The organism is Desemzia sp. FAM 23990 (assembly GCF_045528485.1).
In the GTDB taxonomy this organism is placed as follows: Bacteria; Bacillota; Bacilli; order Lactobacillales; family Carnobacteriaceae; genus Desemzia.
The window spans coordinates 11,573-30,728 of record NZ_JBGQQW010000037.1 but is presented as its reverse complement, the minus strand read 5'-3'; the positions used below and the strand labels follow the sequence as shown (position 1 = coordinate 30,728).

The 19,156-nt window shown below is 37.1% G+C and carries 16 protein-coding genes and 1 pseudogene; 11 read left to right on the top strand and 6 right to left on the bottom strand.

The annotated features are described in order from the left end of the window. Nucleotides 1–128: 128 nt before the first annotated feature. The 3 genes from ACEN4I_RS12710 to ACEN4I_RS12700 all read right to left on the bottom strand — a co-directional run bounded on the left by ACEN4I_RS12710 (nucleotide 129) and on the right by ACEN4I_RS12700 (nucleotide 1,817). The gene (locus tag ACEN4I_RS12710) at nucleotides 129–1,211 is read right to left on the bottom strand and encodes a peptidoglycan-binding protein (protein WP_407103208.1); all 1,083 of its coding nucleotides are present in this window, start codon (nucleotides 1,209–1,211) and stop codon (nucleotides 129–131) included. 144 nt (nucleotides 1,212–1,355) lie between these two features. After that, nucleotides 1,356–1,580 (bottom strand): DUF2922 domain-containing protein, encoded by a 225-nt coding sequence (locus ACEN4I_RS12705; RefSeq protein WP_407096937.1) that lies wholly within the window; start codon nucleotides 1,578–1,580, stop codon nucleotides 1,356–1,358. Between the two features lie 33 nt (nucleotides 1,581–1,613). Beyond that, nucleotides 1,614–1,817 (bottom strand): hypothetical protein, encoded by a 204-nt coding sequence (locus tag ACEN4I_RS12700; protein ID WP_407096938.1) that lies wholly within the window; start codon nucleotides 1,815–1,817, stop codon nucleotides 1,614–1,616. A gap of 278 nt (nucleotides 1,818–2,095) precedes the next feature. Here ACEN4I_RS12700 and ACEN4I_RS12695 point away from each other — a divergent pair, with 278 nt between their 5' ends. The 8 genes and pseudogenes from ACEN4I_RS12695 to ACEN4I_RS12660 all read left to right on the top strand — a co-directional run bounded on the left by ACEN4I_RS12695 (nucleotide 2,096) and on the right by ACEN4I_RS12660 (nucleotide 11,488). Then, nucleotides 2,096–2,968 (top strand): general stress protein, encoded by an 873-nt coding sequence (locus tag ACEN4I_RS12695; protein WP_407103209.1) that lies wholly within the window; start codon nucleotides 2,096–2,098, stop codon nucleotides 2,966–2,968. A gap of 1,207 nt (nucleotides 2,969–4,175) precedes the next feature. After that, complete coding sequence (locus ACEN4I_RS12690) at nucleotides 4,176–5,051, top strand: SDR family oxidoreductase (RefSeq protein WP_407096940.1); 876 nt, start codon at nucleotides 4,176–4,178, stop codon at nucleotides 5,049–5,051. A gap of 25 nt (nucleotides 5,052–5,076) precedes the next feature. After that, nucleotides 5,077–5,652, top strand: a complete 576-nt coding sequence (locus tag ACEN4I_RS12685; protein ID WP_407103210.1) for a general stress protein — start codon at nucleotides 5,077–5,079, stop codon at nucleotides 5,650–5,652. Between the two features lie 167 nt (nucleotides 5,653–5,819). Further along, nucleotides 5,820–7,579: pseudogene (locus ACEN4I_RS12680) on the top strand (glycoside hydrolase family 3 protein). Between the two features lie 155 nt (nucleotides 7,580–7,734). Next, nucleotides 7,735–8,580: a recombination regulator RecX gene (gene recX, locus ACEN4I_RS12675; RefSeq protein WP_407096942.1), complete on the top strand. Its 846-nt coding sequence runs from the start codon at nucleotides 7,735–7,737 to the stop codon at nucleotides 8,578–8,580. Then, the gene (gene mutY, locus ACEN4I_RS12670) at nucleotides 8,577–9,779 is read left to right on the top strand and encodes an A/G-specific adenine glycosylase (RefSeq protein WP_407103211.1); all 1,203 of its coding nucleotides are present in this window, start codon (nucleotides 8,577–8,579) and stop codon (nucleotides 9,777–9,779) included. The genes recX and mutY overlap by 4 nt, the downstream gene beginning before the upstream one ends. Nucleotides 9,780–9,961: 182 nt before the next feature. Next, entirely contained in the window at nucleotides 9,962–10,498 is a 537-nt protein-coding gene (locus ACEN4I_RS12665; RefSeq protein ID WP_407096956.1) for a DUF402 domain-containing protein, read from the top strand. 138 nt (nucleotides 10,499–10,636) lie between these two features. Beyond that, complete coding sequence (locus ACEN4I_RS12660) at nucleotides 10,637–11,488, top strand: SGNH/GDSL hydrolase family protein (protein WP_407096944.1); 852 nt, start codon at nucleotides 10,637–10,639, stop codon at nucleotides 11,486–11,488. 62 nt (nucleotides 11,489–11,550) lie between these two features. On the opposite strand, the gene ACEN4I_RS12655 is transcribed toward ACEN4I_RS12660, so the two are convergent. Both ACEN4I_RS12655 and ACEN4I_RS12650 read right to left on the bottom strand, forming a co-directional pair. After that, on the bottom strand, nucleotides 11,551–12,651 hold the full coding sequence (locus tag ACEN4I_RS12655; protein WP_407096945.1) for an FUSC family protein: 1,101 nt from the start codon (nucleotides 12,649–12,651) through the stop codon (nucleotides 11,551–11,553). 120 nt (nucleotides 12,652–12,771) lie between these two features. Next, nucleotides 12,772–14,064, bottom strand: a complete 1,293-nt coding sequence (locus ACEN4I_RS12650) for a glutamate-1-semialdehyde 2,1-aminomutase (protein WP_407103212.1) — start codon at nucleotides 14,062–14,064, stop codon at nucleotides 12,772–12,774. Nucleotides 14,065–14,251: 187 nt separating this feature from the next. Between ACEN4I_RS12650 and ACEN4I_RS12645 the strand changes: the two genes are divergently transcribed. From ACEN4I_RS12645 to ACEN4I_RS12635, 3 genes are all read left to right on the top strand, one after another. Further along, nucleotides 14,252–14,914: an NAD(P)H-hydrate epimerase gene (locus ACEN4I_RS12645; protein ID WP_407096947.1), complete on the top strand. Its 663-nt coding sequence runs from the start codon at nucleotides 14,252–14,254 to the stop codon at nucleotides 14,912–14,914. A 113-nt stretch (nucleotides 14,915–15,027) separates the two neighbouring features. Continuing rightward, a complete protein-coding gene (locus ACEN4I_RS12640) occupies nucleotides 15,028–15,459 on the top strand; it encodes a Fur family transcriptional regulator (protein ID WP_407096957.1) in 432 nt (143 codons plus the stop codon). Between the two features lie 160 nt (nucleotides 15,460–15,619). Then, a complete protein-coding gene (locus ACEN4I_RS12635) occupies nucleotides 15,620–16,585 on the top strand; it encodes a LacI family DNA-binding transcriptional regulator (RefSeq protein ID WP_407096948.1) in 966 nt (321 codons plus the stop codon). Nucleotides 16,586–17,618: 1,033 nt separating this feature from the next. Here ACEN4I_RS12635 and ACEN4I_RS12630 read toward each other — a convergent pair. Further along, a complete protein-coding gene (locus tag ACEN4I_RS12630; protein WP_407096949.1) occupies nucleotides 17,619–18,986 on the bottom strand; it encodes a D-serine ammonia-lyase in 1,368 nt (455 codons plus the stop codon). Nucleotides 18,987–19,156: the final 170 nt, after the last annotated feature.

Below are 19,156 nucleotides of genomic sequence, written 5' to 3'. Positions count from 1 at the left end.
AATCAGCTAAATAAGCAAAATTTTCTGGAAATAGTCATCCTTTGCGTAAGCATTCGATTTTTTTTACTTTTTTCAAGAAAATAATAATTCAGAATATTCTGACTATATTTATGCAACACTAGTGACATTTAATAATTAAAAAGTTTTGTTTGAGTTTTAGGACCGCAATTGCCGTCATTTTTCAGATTGTGATCTTTTTGGAATTGTTTGATGGCGGCAGTTGTTTTAGGACCGTATTTTTTATCTAAGGAGCCCACATTGGTATATCCTTTGCAATAAAGCATTGCTTGGACGGCGTAAACGTCCCAACCTTCGTCATTCGGTAAAAGAGCACGAGCCGTTTGTGATATTTCACCGCTCCAGATACCGCTTGGGTATAAACCGACAGCCCGTTGAAACAATTGAAGAATCGCTTTTTTAGTATCAGGCCCGGCTGAACCGTCAGGCGAAGTGCCGACAGTCCGTTGGATTTGTTGGATAATCTGCGTTTTATTCAATGTCAGTTGTTGTTGGGTGATTTTTAATTCCTGACCTAAATAAATCACCTCAGAAGGGAGCTGGTTGACAGTCTTTAACCAACTGATTGTAGTAGCATATTTTTTTGCTATTCCCCAAAGCGAATCGCCTCTTTTGACAATATGGGTGAGATAATCAACAATATGTTCTTCTTTAGGCTTTGTCTTTTTTTCAACGTCAGCGGCAAACTGAGTTAAAGAGATTCCGAAACCAGCTAAATAATTGTCTGGATCTGTATGAGTGGTTCCGCCTAAATGTTGGGTTACCCAATGGTGAGTTTTAATCCCTTTATCTTTAAGTGTTTTTCCCGTATTCAATGTTACAGGGATAGAAGCTTGCGCAGCCAGTGTTCTCAATAGCCAGATATATGCAGCGTAATCTTTTTTAAATTGTTCTTTGTCCGTTGTGCGGGCTAGTTCAACTTGAGCGTAAGCATAAGGATTGGCATTTGCACCAGCACCGTATTGCATAAGATTTGTCTGAGCCAGTTGGACGATCTTTCCTCCAGCTCCAACCCAATGACTTGTATAGGCTCCGCCTTCCCTAGCATTACGTGACATATATTGGATTTCATTTTTTAAAGCGTCTGGCCCTGTGTTTTTTGGGTTTCCTGATTCGTGGGCGATAATAAAGCGAATGTCTTTTAACGGTTTTTGTTTGAGATTAAGAAGTTGCTTTTCTATGGGATATGTCATAATTTCCTCCTGTTCATATAAGCAATAAAGTAAATCAGCTTAGAGCAGCTTTTTAAAGACAAAAGACCAGACCAATATTGATTGGTCCAGCCTGTTGTAGGGACGAGTTTATTCAGGACTTATTATTTCTTTAACAAATGGTCATTATTCAGTTTCAAAAATATCTGTTAAGATACGTTCGACATAACGAGCAGAAAGTCTTCCCGCGTAAGGATTAACCCCATCTATATCAAACATATTCAAATGAATGATTTTATCCATAGCTTGTTGAGCAGTTTCTGGGGATAGATCGAGAATAGGGTCTTTCACACTCATTGTTTTAGTTTTACCAGCACTGGTGCTGAATTTTAGCTCTAATGTTTTTGTCATTGTTTATTCCTCCTTTTAATGAGTTGAGTTGGTTTAGCGAGTATATTTATACTCTTCTACAATTACTGTATGTCCTAGCGGTAATTCAGACAAAGATTCGATAGCATCTGTAAATTCAGCTACTTGAGATTCATTTACATCTGCAATAATATTTGGGTAGCTTCGACGAATAAAATCCTCGTTCTCAATATCTTCAAAATAGACTTCGATAGCTCCTTTGCTCCATTCTTTTTGCATGTGGTCTTCCTCCTTTAATTAGTGTTGTAAGGTTGTCATGACTGCTTACATTTTTAATAACGCAAAAGTAAAAAGATGTGTTACTACCTATTCTTTCCAAGATAAAAAAATAAAAAGGGCGTCCTCCACACTGAACAGAGATGCAACTTGTATTGGTGTTGTAAGTCATCTTCTTTGAACAGACTAAAGGTTTTTGATATGATTATTTTGAAAATAGGACAACTGTTTTATGATCAAACAATCAATTAGTTTCTAAAATAAATTGGAGCGTGAGAAGCATGCAAAGAAAAATAGAAGGAACCTATCAAAGCTCAAAAGAAGTATTAGCAGCAGTAGAAAGATTGTTGAATGAAGGATACAAGGGAGAGGAAATTGTTGTTATTACAGATAACAACTCTAATCATCAAAAAGAATTAGATGATATGTCATTAATTGAAGTTGATGCAGTTGATCCGAACGAAGGATTGTCTTTCTGGGATAAAGCTAAAGAGATGTTGAGCTTTGGCAATTATGATGTAGATGAGTCTCATAGTCCACTGACTGAATATGGTGTTGAGGATGCAGAAGCTCAAAGGCATAATGAAGCATTGAGAAATGGCGAGATTCTAATATTGGTCAATAAAGAAGTGCCAAAAAATATCAAAGATGTTGCTGAAGATAATGGATCTAGTGACATCAAAAAAGTCTCCAATCACCAGGATGAGTCAGTAGAAAACACTAGAGAAGAAATGAAAGAAGAATATGAGCCTGCTCCTGGCGACAAGGAGACTTTTGATCCCAGCAAAGCTCAATCTTCTCGAGAAGATAAACACTTTGACGATGCATTAAAAGATAATAAAGGCGAGGAGTCGGATATTATGAATAACAATGAAAATAATAATCGTTTGGATGATGAACAAGCACCGCAATTAACAGGCGATGAAACAAGCGTTACTTTAGATGAAGGAACGCATGAATATCCTGATAAAGTAAATACCGGCTATACTGAAGGATCTACTGAAAAACCCGCACTATCACCTTTAAATGCAGAAGAAAAAGAAGAAAAATCACCTTCAGAAAACACAGAACAACCAGAAAGTGATGCTTATTACAACGATGAGTACCAAGATGCTGGCGGCAAAACGATCGAAGATGACGAAAGAAAGAACTAAAAGAATCGTTTAAAAATATATACAGTTAACTATATAAAGCAAACGGGAAGCTAGAACCAAAATGTTCTAGCTTCTTTTTTTTATCTTATGGAGAGATTCTGTACCTTATTTTGGTTCTTCATCTTCTAATGTTGGTAAAGAAATTTCCTCCGACCTATGGGGCTGCTGATGGAAAATCATGTGAACACCTTGGTGCTGACTCCTAAAAGGTAGAGATTTTATTATGCAGCTTATTGGCTGATTTAAGTTTGTTATTTAACCGAATCAAGCCGGCTAATTTTGTTCTTAATGTTTAAACGGAATTTTTCATCAAGGAAGTATTAGCCTTGATGTTTAAAGCGCGTTTTTCATCAAGGCAGTATTAGCCTTGATGTTCAAAGCGTATTTTTCATCAAGGAAGTATTAGCCTTGATGTTTAAAGCGTATTTTTCATCAAGGCAGTTTTATCCTTGATGTTCAAAGTGCGTTTTTCATCAAGGAATTTATAGCCTTGATGTTCAAAGTGCGTTTTTCATCAAGGAAGTATTAGCCTTGATGTTCAAAGTGCGTTTTTCATCAAGGAAGTATTAGCCTTGATGTTCAAAGTGCGTTTTTCATCAAGGAAGTATTAGCCTTGATGTTCAAAGCGAATTTTTCATCAAGGAAGTATTAGCCTGATGTTCAAAGTGCGTTTTTCATCAAGGAAGTATTAGCCTTGATGTTCAAAGCGTGTTATTCATCAAGGAAGTATTAGCCTTGATGTTCAAAGCGTGTTTTTCATCAAGGAAGTATTAGCCTTGATGTTCAAAGCGTGTTTTTCATCAAGGAAGTATTAGCCTTGATGTTCAAAGCGTATTTTTCATCAAGGAAGTATTAGCCTTGATGTTCAAAGCGAATTTTTCATCAAGGCAGTTTTATCCTTGATGTTCAAAGTGTGTTTTTCATCAAGGAAGTATTAGCCTTGATGTTTAAACCGTGGCTCAAGACTTGCATCTTTCTTCATGGCTATGCAACCCGATATTCCTCCAGAAATTTCTAGAAAATGAGTTTCTAATCGGTTTAGAGTTGAAAAAATGTATTTTCTACTTACCAACATCAAATAGTGTAGAATCCTTATTTTCGAGCGTCTTTTTTGTATCTAACCCTTCTTTTTGATATCTTTATGGTGAATAGTTATAAAAATGCATCCATTAAAAAGAAACATCCATTAAAGTTAGAGAGGTTGGAAATGAATATGTCAAATGATGAGCTAAGATCTCAAGAGCCAAAAAAAGATTATCTGATGAGTGACGCTACGGCAGATGTTCCACAAGAAATTGAAGTCGAGGACCCAAACTATAAACCCGCAGAAAAGTTAAAGGGGAAAAATACGATTGTAACGGGTGGCGACAGCGGTATTGGCCAAGCCACAGCGATTGCATTTGCAAAAGAAGGCGCAAATGTGGCGATCGTTTATTACGAAAACGATGAGGATGCTGACAAAACCAAAAATCGTTTGGAAGAAATTGGGGTACAGGCGTTAGCCTTTAAAGGTGATGTAGGAAATGAAGAATTCGCAAAAGATGTTGTAAAACAAGTAGCAGATGCTTGGGGGCAAATAGATGTTCATGTCAATCACGCAGGTGAACAGCATGTTCAAGAAAAACTGCAAGATGTAACAGCTGAACAAATTGATCGGACATTCCGTACCAATGTATACAGCATGTATTATTTTGTAAAAGCTGTTTATCCTCATATGCCAAAAGGAGGATCCATTATCAACACCGCTTCTATTACAGCTTATCAAGGAAATCCTCTTTTCCTTGATTACTCAGCTACAAATGGGGCAATAGTCAGTTTTACCAGATCACTATCACAACATCCTGAAATCCTAGAGAAAGAAATTCGAGTAAATGGAGTAGCTCCAGGTCCAATTATGACACCAATGATTCCTGCTACATTTGATGAAGAAAAATTAAAAACTTGGGGTAAAAGTGGTCCTTTCGGCAGACCAGGCAAAGCCTATGAATTAGCAGGAGCTTATGTATACTTAGCTTGTTCCGATTCAAGTTATGTATCCGGACAAGTGTTGCATGTAGATGGGGGAGAATTTACCACCAGCTAATTAAAGGAACGCAAGGAGGATGGTTATGGGAAAAAGAATAGAAGGTTCATACACTTCAATAGAAGAAACCATACAAGCAGTGCGGCGGTTATTGAACGAAAGTTACTATTTATCGGGAGATATTACTATCATCACCAATCAGAGAAATCGGGAAAATTTAGAAGAGCTGACTTCGGTACAAGTAGATAAAGTAGCGACGGTAGAAGACAAATCAACATGGAATCGATTCAAAAGTATGTTCTCTGCTTCAAATGAGGAAGCCACTTTAGAACAATATGGAATTGAAATGCATGATGCAGTTAAATTTGAAGAGGACTTAACAAGTGGAAACTACATTATTATTGTTGAAGAAGATAAAGCTTTGAACGATAGTCTAAACAATCCGGTAACGAGCATAGATGATGCGATTGTTGAAGCAAGAGATGAGAGTTCTTCTCATGACCAGACCTCAGAAGTCAAAGAAGCTAAAAAAATCAGACCTGAACAAGAAACAATCTTAGGAAATGAAGAAGATCCTTTATTAGATGGTTCAGTAGACAGAGGTCCAATATATGGAATAGTGGAGGATGATCCTAATAAAGAGACGCTAAACGATAATTAAAACTGAGTGTTTTTATTTAGCTTGTTGGGCAGTTACTGCCCAACAAGCTTTTTATATATCATAAAATAATAAATATTATAATAAAACTATGTTTTGTATTGTGATATCCTGAAATTTCTTCTATAATGAAATAGAAAACGTTTTACAAATTGAAGGGAGAATGAATAATGAAAGTAGATTTAACTGCCAAACCTTATCATTTAGATGCTGAATCTATCGACTGGGTTGAAAACACTATTTCAAATATGACGGACGAGGAAAAAATTGGGCAGTTATTTATCAATATGGGTTCAAGCCGTACAGAAGAATATTTAACAGGTATAGTAAACGATTATCATATTGCAGGTGTTCGTTATAATCCAGGCACAGCAGAAGAAGTATACGAACAAAACCGTATTTTGCAAGAAAACAGTAAAATTCCCTTGTTGATTGCAGCAAACACTGAAGCAGGTGGAAATGGTGCTTGTACTGATGGAACATACATTGGTCATGAAGTGAAAATCGCTGCTACAAACGACCCTAAATATGCCTATGAAATGGGACGTGTTTCAGGAGTTGAAGCAGCATCTATCGGATGTAACTGGAGTTTTGCTCCAATCGTTGACCTTTTACGCAACTGGCGTAACCCAATCATCTCAACTCGTACTTGGGTGCAGATGTGGATCAAACGATTGATTTGTCTTTAGAGTATATGAGAGGAATTCAAGAAAGTGGGATTGCACCAGCTGCAAAACATTTCCCCGGGGATGGAATAGATGAACGTGACCAACATTTATCATTTGCACCTAACCACTACTCTGTAGAAGAATGGGACAATACTTTTGGTAAAGTTTACGGCTCATTATTTGATGCTGGTTTACCATCTATCATGGCTGGTCACATTTCATTACCTGCTTATGTTCGTCATTTCAATCCAGAAGCTACTGTACAAGAAGCAAATCTTCCTGCTACTTTAAGCAAATACATTTTGACTGATTTATTAAGAGACAAAATGGACTTTAATGGATTAGTTGTTACTGATGCAAGTCACATGGTTGCTTTAACAGGTGCTATGAAACGGAAAGATATGCTTCCAGCTTCTATTGCTGCTGGTTCTGACTTGTTCTTATTCTTCAATGATCCAGATGAAGACTTCCAATGGATGATGGATGGATACAAAAATGGTGTGATCACTGAAGATCGTTTACAAGAAGCGTTGACTCGTATTTTAGGAACAAAAGCTGCTCTAGGTTTGCACAAAAAAGCCAAAACAGCATTGCTTCCTACTAAAGAAGAAGCAATGGCAAAAATCGGTCTTCCAGAAAATAAAAAAATCGCTGAAGAAGTTGCTGACCAAGCCATTACATTGGTTAAAAACAACGAAAACATCTTCCCGGTTTCTCCAAACTCGCACAAACGTGTGTTGTTGGTAGACGTTAAAGGGACTCAAGGTGGGTTTGGTGCTATGATCGGTGATTCTGGTAAGCCATCTGATAAAATGAAAGAAATGCTTGAAGCGGAAGGATTCGAAGTAACGATTTGAGAATCTGCTGAAGAAAAAATTATGAAGATGCCTGAAGAAGAGAGAAAAGCAGCGTTAGCAAATGTATACGCACAAAAACGTCCGATTTCTGAATTAACAGAAAATTATGACTTGATCATTAATTTAGCTGTTGTTAATCCAAATACTGACCAACGTATTCAATGGCCAGCATCAAAAGGTACTCCAGACATTCCATTTTATATACGTGAAGTACCAACAATCTTTGTTTCATTGCAATCTCCGTTCCATTTGGCTGATGTGCCTCAAGTACAAACATACATCAATGCTTATGACAGTAAGGAATTTACAATGAAAGCTTTAGTCGACAAAATGTTAGGTCGTTCTGAATTCAAAGGCGTATCTCCAGTAGACGCATTCTGTGGATTCGAAGACACAAAATATTAGAGAGCAACCAACTGCTCATCCAAGAAAATACTTTCCTGGATGAGCAGTTTCTTTTAGATAAAAGGACTTTTTTTAGAATGAAAATCATTGATTCGAACGTTTGTTTGAGGTACGCTATTATAAGAGAAATAAATAAGAGCTAGGAGGTGGGGGCTTTGGTATTGATACCAAATGAGCAACCATCAAATTCAAATAAATCTGTCCCTAAAATTACTAAAATAGAAACACAAAAACGTAAAGGCAGATACAACATTTATTTAGATGAAGAATATGCATTCCCAGTAGACGAAGCAGTATTAGTCAAACATGTTCTGTTTAAAGGAATGGAAGTCACGAAAGAGTTCCAACAACAACTGGAACAGGAAGATAATTTCAGTAAGGCATTTTCTCGTGCAGTGAACTATTTGAGTTATTCATTGCGGTCAGAAAAAGAAGTACGAGATGACCTAGTCAAACATGAATTTAGTTTAGAAACAGCTATAAACGTGATTGAAAAATTGAAAGAAATGAAGTACATTGATGATCTCACTTATGCGGAAAGCTACACAAGAACGGCGGCTAATCTAAATGGAAAAGGTCCATACAATATCCGTCAAGAATTGAAAAAGCGAGGTATAAAAGAAACGGTCATTGAGCAAGCTCTGCTGGAATACCCTATGGATCAAAGAGTTGAAAACGGGATAGCAGCTGCTAAAAAAGTCCTTAAACGGACAAAGCGAAGTTCTTCTAAAGAGACAACTAACAAAGTCAGACAAGGTCTGATGCAAAAAGGGTTTAACAATGATGAAATAACCGAAATATTAAATCAAGTGGATACTGAAAAAGATGAAGACGATGAATACGAAGCGCTGAAAAAACAAGGTGAGAAAATTTGGCGAAAACAATCTAAACTTGAAGGAAGTAAAAAAATTCAAAAGGTCAAAGCTAGTCTTTACCAAAAGGGTTTCAATGGTGATTTGATCAATCAATTTATAGAAGAAAAGGAATTAGAAGACGAATGAATAAGTTAGCAGTTAACAACCATGAAGCAAGAGTGATTGATGGGATAAAAATGTGGTCAGAAGAGAAAATCGAGCGATTCCGAGCAACTTTACTGAGTTGGTATGATATTGAAAAGCGAGATCTGCCATGGAGAAAAAATAATGATCCATACCGTATTTGGGTATCTGAAATTATGCTGCAGCAAACGCGGGTCGATACTGTCATCCCCTATTATTTAAATTTCATGCGTACTTTTCCTTCGATTGAAGCTTTAGCCAACGCAGAAGAAGATACTCTATTGAAAGCATGGGAAGGATTGGGATATTATTCGCGTGTTCGAAACATGCAGAAAGCGGCTATTCAGATTATGGAAGACTATGATGGGAAAATGCCAAATGACCCTAAAGAAATTATCAAATTAAAAGGGATTGGTCCCTATACAACTGGAGCCATATCCAGTATGGCTTTCGGACTGCCAGAGCCCGCTGTGGATGGGAATATCATGCGGATCTTGAGTCGTTTATTTGAAATTGATGCAGATATTGCTGTTCCCGCCAATCGAAAAATATTTGAAGATATCTTAAGAGAAATCATCGACCCTTATAAACCAGGCGACTTCAACCAAGCATTAATGGATCTGGGGGCCACTATTTGTACGCCTAAGAATTACCATCCAGAAAATAGTCCGGTGAAAGAGTTTAATCAATCCTATATCAATAGAACATGGGAGAAATATCCAGTTAAGAGTAAAAAGAAAAAAGCTAAACCGCTTTATTATGCAGGAATGATCATTCAAAATGCTAAAGGAGAATTTCTGTTGGAAAAACGCCCTGCAAATGGTTTATTGGCTAATATGTGGACTTTTCCATTGATTGAAGAAAAAAGCTTAAGCGACTTTTTTGTGCGTGGTAAGCTGGTCAAACTAGAGGATGCTGAAAAAGTAAAACAGCATACGTTAGATGTAACACAAGAGCTAGCAGAGAAATATAGGTTGGAACCTGTACTGATAAAAGAACCATTTGCAGGAGAGGTCCATATCTTCAGCCATCTTAAATGGTATATGGCGTTGTATTATGGGCAGCAAATAAATACCATACCGGACAATTCTCTACCAGAAAACTGTTCTTGGGTAAATCCAGAAGATTTTGACCAATACACTTTTCCAGGACCGCAAATGAAAATGTGGGCAGCTTATAAGAAGAGATTTGAAAAAAATTAGGCACTCAGCTGACATGACTACGGTGAAATGTCAGCAAATAAAAAAGTTTGTTTATCCAACGTTTTTTTTACTTTATTAAAAAGGTTATGGTATACTATTTAATGATTCGAGTGTGTTTTCATACTCGTGGTAAAGTAAAAATCTCATCTAAGTTATTTGAGATAAAGAAAGTTGGGTTAGCGATGCATCATCCAAAAGAAGGAGAGTACATCACAATCCAAAGCTATAAACACGACGGCAGTTTACATCGCACGTGGCGAGATACTATGGTACTAAAAACCAGTAATCAATCTTTGATTGGATGCAACGACCATACTTTAGTAACGGAAGCAGATGGTAGAAGATGGGTAACTAGAGAACCTGCTATTCTTTATTTTCATAAAAAATACTGGTTCAACATCATCGCAATGATCCGTGACAATGGAGTATCTTATTATTGCAACCTTGCCTCACCAGCTCTTGTTGATGAAGAAGGGTTAAAATATATTGATTATGATTTAGATATCAAAGTATTTCCAGACGGCGAGAAACGGTTGTTGGATGTAGATGAGTATGAAGACCATAGTCGTAAATGGCAGTATCCTGAAGATATTGATCACATACTAAAAGAAAATGTGAAAATTCTTGTGGACTGGATCAACGAAGGAAAAGGTCCTTTTTCACAGGCCTACATGGACATTTGGTATGAACGGTACCGCCAATTATCACATAAAGAATAGGTCTTTTTGCTGATTGTGAGAGTATTCCAAAAATGGGATAAAAATAGAAACAGGTCATGTCAACGTGAAATTAGTGATGGTGACCTGTTTTTGTATGCTATAATAACAATTGAAATTAAAATTAAGGAGTGAAAAAGTGTGAAAAAGAAAGGCATCTTAATGGTTGTCTTATTGTTTTTTCTCACTGTAGCAGTTGTCTATTTAGGATATAGTTATTCCGATAAACAGCAAGAAGAATTGATACACGCTACTTCAACTGCAGCAGAAAAAGAAGAAACAGCAGACAATGAAGAAGGAACTATTGAAACTGTTGATCCAGCGACTTATGAAGAGAAACGTGAGCAGTTATCCGTTTTGGATTATTTGAAATACATAGGAACACAGAATGAAGAAATAGCCATTGCTTTTTATGGACAATTACCAGAAACAGAATCTTGGACTGGAAACACGGTAAATACCCTAGAAACTGAATTAAATCTGGAGGTTAAAAGCACACTTCTTACAGCATCTGAGACCGATTCATATGAATTGTACATTACAAATAAGGCTCAAGAGTTAGCTGAAACGAATGCTGCAGTAGTGTTCTTTATGATACCAGCGTTGGGAGACCAAGTCCGTGACGTTAGTTTAGAGGATTCAAAAGATTATTTAACACGAAACGTTACTCAAATTCAAGAAGTTCTTCCGGATACTTTAGTAGTACTAGTCTCGCCCCATCCAACTAATAGCGCTGGAAATAGTCTGAATTCTCGTATGTTGGATTACGTTCAATATACGAACAGTGGCATAGAAGCAGCAGAAGAAAATAATATGCCCGTGTTTGATCTGCATGCGGCATATACAGAAAGACTCACAGCAGAAAATATTGAATTAACAACTGTTTTACAAGAAGATGGCACTTTATTAAATTCTCAAGGTGAAGAATTAATGTCTGAACTGTTTATGGAACAGCTAATTGTACCTGTTGACACGACTTCAGGAATACAGTAAAGCGGATAAAAATAAATACACCTAAAAAAGCTTGATTCGGCAATGATTGCCGAATCAAGCTTTTATTGTTCAATGTTTCGAATATTTTCAATCTCTTCGCTTTTTGACCAATCATAGTGTCTATAGCTGGTAACCAATCGATTGAGAAGGATGAGATTTTCTTCATAACTTAGGATATCTGACATGATATGAATAACGGCATTGCTTTCTCCATAATCATCATGCATATAAGACTCCATCTTCGCTTCATTAAAGAATGTACTCATAAATTCTTTTCGAAGGGAAGACTTGTAAGCAATAAAGTTTACGCCTTCAGGGTCAACACGTCCATTAAATTTTAACAATATCTGTTCATGACCGCTCAACAAAACCTCTAACCGTTCGCGAATCAAGATGCGCAAATCAGAAGAGAAATGATTGAACACATTTTCTGAACTGTGTAGTGTCTGTGCTAAATCAAACGCTGAGTTAGTTGTTCTGATCAGTTGTCTGTACACAGCCATTTTACGAAGTCTTCGAATATTTTTTTCTTTAGAAAGTGTAATAGTACTTTCTTCTTTCATCATCGACAGATAATTTTCCATTCGTTTGATTTCAGACTGAATAAATTTTAAATCCTTTTTTAGAATGGTAAATTGTGTATTTTTTCGTACGCTGGCCCGTATCCACTTCATGATCTCAGATGCGGTGTAATCCATTAAATGAAATAACCTTTCTTCGTATCTTGGACGATACAGCAGTGTGTTTACAAGTGTTCCAATAATAATTCCTAATATAGTAGCCAAAACTCGTAAAGCAGCTGCAATAATGAATGAATCAGCTGTGGTAAAACTAATGACAATCAATGTCACCACTGCGTTCCCAATAACATTATCAAATTTTAATTGATGTAATATTGCAATTAAAATGGCTGAAGCAAATCCGACGATCACATAATGTGTTCCAAATAACAGTGTAAAGACAACTGCTACTATACCGCCAATTGTATTTCCTAAGATTCGATTTCGAACTTGCACCCATTGACGCTTAGGGGAAGGCTGCATAGCAAAAATAGCAGCAATACCAGCTAAAATACTGCCTTGTGGAATACCCAAAAGCGGAGGAAGCATCAAAGAAAGCGCAACTGCAAGGCCGGTTTTAAACGTACGAGCACCAATTTTCATTAAAAATGAGTCCCTTCATTTCGTTATAATCATTTCCTATAATTGACCTATTATATCAAAGGTAGACCATTTTGCAAAGGTGTAATTGCAATAATATAATTGGAGCAAAGGAATCTATCTTTATAAAGTTGAAAAAGCTGCATCTATAGCACGTTTTGTTTCATCGATATCTTCTTGAGTATGCATGATCGTAATGTACATTGCTTCGTATTTACTTGGAGCTAAATTGATGCCTTCGTCCAACATAGCCTTAAAGAACTTACCATAGCATTCAGTATCTGTATCAACCGCATCGTTGTAATCTTCTACTTTATGGTCAGTGAAGTAAACTTGTAAAGAGCCGCCGATTTGATTAACGGTTGTTGGAATAGAGTATTTCTCACCAGCCGCTATAAGGGCATCTTTGATTTGTTCAGCAAAATCAGCCATTCTTTCATAAATACCCGGCTCTTGCAGAACTTCTAAACAAGCAATACCTGCTTGCATCGAAAGAGGATTTCCTGCCATGGTACCAGCTTGATAAGCAGGTCCAAGAGGAGCAACAGTGTCCATGATTTCAACAGGACCACCGTAAGCACCAATAGGAAGTCCACCGCCGATAGATTTACCAAAGGCAGTTAAATCAGGGATGACGCCCAGTAAATCTTGTGCAGCTCCATAATGGAAACGGAAATTTGTGATAACTTCATCATAAATGACTAAAGCGCCGTGTTGATGAGTGATTTCATTTACAGCTTCTAAGAAACCAGGTTTTGGAGCAACCATACCAAAATTACCTACGATCGGTTCGACTAAAACAGCCGCTACTTGATTTCCCCATTTGTCCATAACAGCTCTATAGGCTTCGGCATCATTATAAGGAACAGTGATGACTTCTCTTGAAGTTCCGCTTGTCACTCCGCCAGAACTGTTGGTTCCCAATGTAGAAGGACCACTTCCAGCTTCGACCAATACTAAGTCAAAATGTCCATGGTATTGACCAGAGAATTTTACAATCAATTCGCGATTAGTGTAAGCTCTTGCTACACGAACCGTTGTCATCACTGCTTCAGTACCAGAGTTGGTAAATCGCACTTTGTCCATTGAGGGAATCGCGTCCGTTAACATTTGAGCAAATTTAACTTCGTGTTTAGTTGGTGTACCGAATAAAACACCTGTTTCTGCTGCTTTTTGAACGGCTTCCACCACGTGTGGGTGATTGAATCCAGTAATGATAGGGCCGTACGCTGCTAAATAGTCGATATAACGGTTGCCGTCAACATCAAAAAGATAAGCGCCGTCTCCACGTTCCATTGTTACAGGATATCCTCCGCCCACTGCTTTATAAGAACGGCTGGGACTGTTTACTCCTCCTACAATGACTTTTTCTGCTTCTGAACCGATTTGGTTCGATATTGAATGGTCTAACATCATGCTTTTCCTCCTAAGTAATCTATAAGAGATATTATAACTGCTAACATCTGATGCTTTAATCATAGGAGAATTGAACCATTTTTTCAATGTTTAATGTAAAATAAAGATGAAGCAAGGACAAGAAAACGATTTCATTGAATAAGAGCAGATGATTTTCTAAAAAAAGAATAAAAGGAGAAATAATAGTATGTTTAATTTTATAGTAACGGGACCCCAGATGAAGGCTATTGACCAATACACGATTGAAAAAATCGGTATTCCTTCAATGGTATTAATGGAAAGAGCCGCATTGCATGTGCAAGACTGTGTAGAAAAAAATATTCATCCAAAACAATCTATCGCTGTAATTTGTGGGATGGGAAACAACGGAGCTGATGGTGTAGCTGTTGGTCGAATGTTGTTTCTGAAAGGGTACAGAGTTGCGGTCTATTTAGTTGGCAATGTATCTAAATCATCTGTCGAGATGAAGCAGCAATTGAAGATAGCTCAAAATATCGGCATGCCTTATTTTACAAAAACAGTACCGGAAACTAGTCAATATGCTGTTCTTATTGATGCTTTGTTCGGTATCGGATTGAATAAGCCGGTAAAAGGGGAATATTTAAACTGGATAAGATTTATAAATCAGCACAAAGGGGTGGTCTTTTCTGTAGATGTTCCTTCAGGATTATCAGCTACGAATGGAGAAGTGTTAGGTGCTGCAGTTCAAGCAGACTACACGATTACATTTGGATTGATGAAGTATGGTCTTACGAATGAAAATGGAAAGTCATATGCTGGAGAAGTAGTGGTTGGTGATATTGGGTACCCTGAAAAAGCAGTTCGGAAGATTTTAATGAGAAAAGTTTAGCATCAATGTTGAATTCTAGTTGCATTTGCAAAAAATAATGGGTATCATAACAAGAAGCGGATTATTAATTAAGAATGATTTTAATGTAAGTTATAGGAGGGAAAGCCATGGGTATGAGTCAACGAGTTGCTCAATCCATTGATAGATTAAAAGCTAACCATATACGCATCACACCACAACGCTATGGAGTCTTAGAATATTTGATTGAAAATGATAATCATCCTACTGCTGATGAAATTTATAAAGCCTTGTCAGATAAATTTCCTAGTATGAGCGTAGCGACTGTTTACAATAATTTGCGTTTATTTACAAAAATTGGATTTGTAAAAGAAATGAAATTTGGAGATGCTTCAAGCAGATTTGATTTTGCAACAACAGAGCATTATCATGCCATTTGTGAAAACTGCGGAAAAGTAGAAGATGTTTATTACCCTGGTTTAGAAGACGTGGAAAAGGTTACCGCAGAACTGACAGGTTTTAAAGTTTCGAATCATAGGCTGGAAATTTATGGATTGTGTACAGAATGTCAAAAATTAGAATCTTGATAGACTGAAAATATGTAGAAACCTTGAACGGAATGAGTGTTCTGAGGTTTCTATTTTTGTTTTCCAGTTGTCTTTTGCGAAAATAAAAGGGATAATGAACACTATAGACGTAAAAATGAGGTAACGTTAAAGTTGTGAATGAAAGGGGATACAGCACGGTATGGCAACTTTAAATGATGTTGCAAAGAAAGCAAATGTTTCAAAAATGACTGTTTCTCGAGTCATCAATCATCCCGAACAAGTAACAGATGAATTAAAAACATTGGTGATTCAAGCTATGAAAGAGTTGAATTATCGGCCACATACAGCAGCTAAAGCATTAGTAAATAACCGGACTTTGGTAATTAAATTCTTTATTTTGGAAAAAATGAGTACGACTGAGCCTTATTATATGAACTTATTAACTGGAATTGCCAAAGGTTTAGAGGAGGAGCAATATTCATTGCAGTTGGTAACACAGAATAATTTTGATATCGGGTTATGTGATGGGTACATTATGACAGGTGTACGTCAAAAAGATTATGAGTGGATAAGCGGAGCAACTAAACCGGTTGTTTTATTTGGTGAGAATGACCGTGGATATGATTTTATAGATACCGATAATAAAAAAGGTGTAGAAATGGCTACACAATATGCGCTGGATTTAGGGTATGAAGATATTGTCTACATAGGAATAGACATTAACGAAAAATTTGAAAAGTCTCGTGAGGCGGGATACAAAAAAATTCTCAGTGAGAACGATAGAGATACCCGTATTTTTCGTTTTAAGAACCATTCTTCTCTTGCTGCGCAGTTTATGGAAGAAAATTGGGGCTTGTTTAAACCGAATACCGCTTTCATTTGCAGTTCAGATCGTTTAGCATTAGGTATTGAAAGAGGCATTTTAAAAAGGAATGGCGATATTCCTGATGATTATGGGATAATAGGTCACGATGGAGTATTTTTAGACCAAATTGCTTACCCGCGTTTAACGACTGTAAAGCAGCCGGTTATCGAAATGGGAGTAGCTTGTGCGAAAATGATTTTAAAGAAGATTTCAGAAAAAGGGAAGTCTCAAGGAAATCAGCTCTTTCAATCTACTCTAGTTGAACGAGAATCTACCCGAGCAGCGGCGAAAAAGAAGTAAGTTTCAGAATAGTAGATTGATGGAGAAAACAAGTTTGGAGGATCATGTCCTCGGCTTGTTTTTTTTGGTTAAAGGCCAGGTTTTTATCAAAACAACGGATAATATTATATTTAAAAAACTTAGGTGTAGTTTGTCTGCCTTACAATATGGCTCATAAACAGACAATAGTTACTCAATAGCACTCCTGCCAAGAATAGAAGCGAAGTGAGTTAGTAAAAACACCTATTTTCTTCGCTTCTATATGGCTTTGCAATATTTAACATGGGTAATAAACACTAAATGACTATTTTATTTTAAACCTTTTGGTAACTCATTTCTAGAAATTGGTGCGGACCTCTAAAAGTTAGAGTTTTATTATGCAGCGAATTGGCCGGTTTGACTTTGGTTGACAAACTCAAACCAGCCAGTTTTACTTTTGATTGAATAGGGTTATACCATTCGATGTATTCCCTAGATTCATAGCTTATCTTGGTACTGTCAGCCTTGAGATGATGTTTATTCGTCAAGTGAGCAGTGGATTATATCTCACTTGACGAATAAAGTAGGTTTACTCATCAAGTGAACATTAAATTAAGCCTCACTAGAAGAATAAAGCGGGTTTACTCATCAAGTGGCATTAAATGAAGTTCTCACTTGAAGAATAAAGTAGGTTCAGACATCAAGTGAACGTTAAATTAAGACTCACTAGACTAATAATCTAAAACAACAGCGCCACTGGCTGGCTCAGGCTCATTCTTTTTCTATCTAGAAAGCGTTTAAGGATAGAATGATGAGAAGTTACCTGTTTCTTCGTTAAGAAAAGATAAACTAAAAGATTCTTTAGATATTCTTGAACCGCTTTTCTCTTTAAATGATTTATTATACTCTGCCATAAAAAAGGACCCTCGAAAATCAGATTTTACTCTAATTTTTGAGGGCCGCTATCTTTGGCTCAGTCCAATCGCTTTCCATAAGCAATCCTATGGCGGGAAAAGTTTCTTTACTAACTCTAGAGGATGAAGATCCTTCTATTTTGTATGGAGAACTAAACGCCTTATTCCGCGCTCTTTATAGTTCCTTGCAGATAGAATTCTTTGCGATCGGTTTCGGGAACCATACTTCCGCCTGTTGCCCATGCGATGTGTGTAGCTTGAGACATTTTGTTGGTTAACTGGTTTGCTGCTAGATATTCTTGGCCTTCCGGTGTAGCAAATAAGCGGGCTGCTCCTGGTATTCCGGCAACTGCCGCCGGTTCTAGAAAGATACTTTCGTTGTCCGCTAAAGAAGCTAGTAAGTGATACGTTTCCTCGTCTCGAACAGTATAAGATCCGCTAAAGAAATTTTCCATTACCTTTGCTACAAAGCCTGAAGTACGTGGAACTGCAAGGCCATCTGCACAAGTATGCCCATCAATACCAAAATCCTTCACGGAGACTCCATCGTATTGTTGAGTCACTAATCCCACTAACATAGAAGGGGTATGTGTCGGTTCTGCAAAGAAACAATGAACATAATCTCCATATACTTGTTTCAAACCAAAAGTGATTCCGCCAGGACTGCCTCCGATTCCGCATGGAAGGTACACGAATAATGGGTGGTTCTCATCAACCAAGACACCTTTATTTTCTAATTGCACTTTTAGCCGATTTCCGGCAACAGTGTAGCCTAAGAACAAGTCTATTGAGTGTTCATCATCCACAAAATAAGAAGCAGGATCTGCTTTTGATTCCGCACGACCTTGTTCCACTGCTTGTGTAAAATCTGATTCGTGTTCAATAACGGTAACGCCACGAGAGCGAAGAAAATCTTTTTTCCATTTCTTAGCTTCAACAGACATATGAACCGTCACTTCAAATCCAAGTTTGGCTCCGACTGTTCCTACGCTGATGCCTAAATTACCAGTCGTTCCTACAGCAATTTTGTGTTTAGCAAAAAAGTCTTTGAATTCATCACTAGCAAAAACAGCGTAGTCTTCCTCAAACGAGGGCAGCAAGCCGTTTTCTAAGGCAATTGTTTCAGCATGTTTCAATACTTCGTAAATAGCTCCGCGAGCTTTGATGGTTCCAGCTATAGGCAATGTATCATCTCGTTTCAACAAAAAATTTCCTTGAATCCGAGTATTGGTTTGTTTTTCCAGTATTTTTTTCATCTCTATGATAGGAGTCAACTCAGATTCGATAATACCGTTGGTTGGCTCTGTTTCAGGAAAAGCGATTTTTAAATAAGAAGCAAATCTGTCTAAACGAGCTTCTGCATCATCGATATCCTGTTTTGTGTAAACCACCTGTTTATTGGCTTCTATAAACTCTTTTTTATTGGGATTGATCCAAAAAATTTCATTTGTTTGTATGATCTCTTTCATTAAAGGTGTGGATTCGATCCATTGAGGCAATGTTTTGCCTGCAACGATTTTTTCCTTCATGTAAATACCTCCCCGAGTTGCACTATTCACTTCAAAAATACATACATAACAATAGCATAATCACAAAATAATTACTAGCAAATAAAGCGATATTCCGCGTAAAATCAACTGTTTTGTCCATTTGGTGAAATAGTAGAGACAGGTTTGGAAATCTAACTTAAAAAATAAAG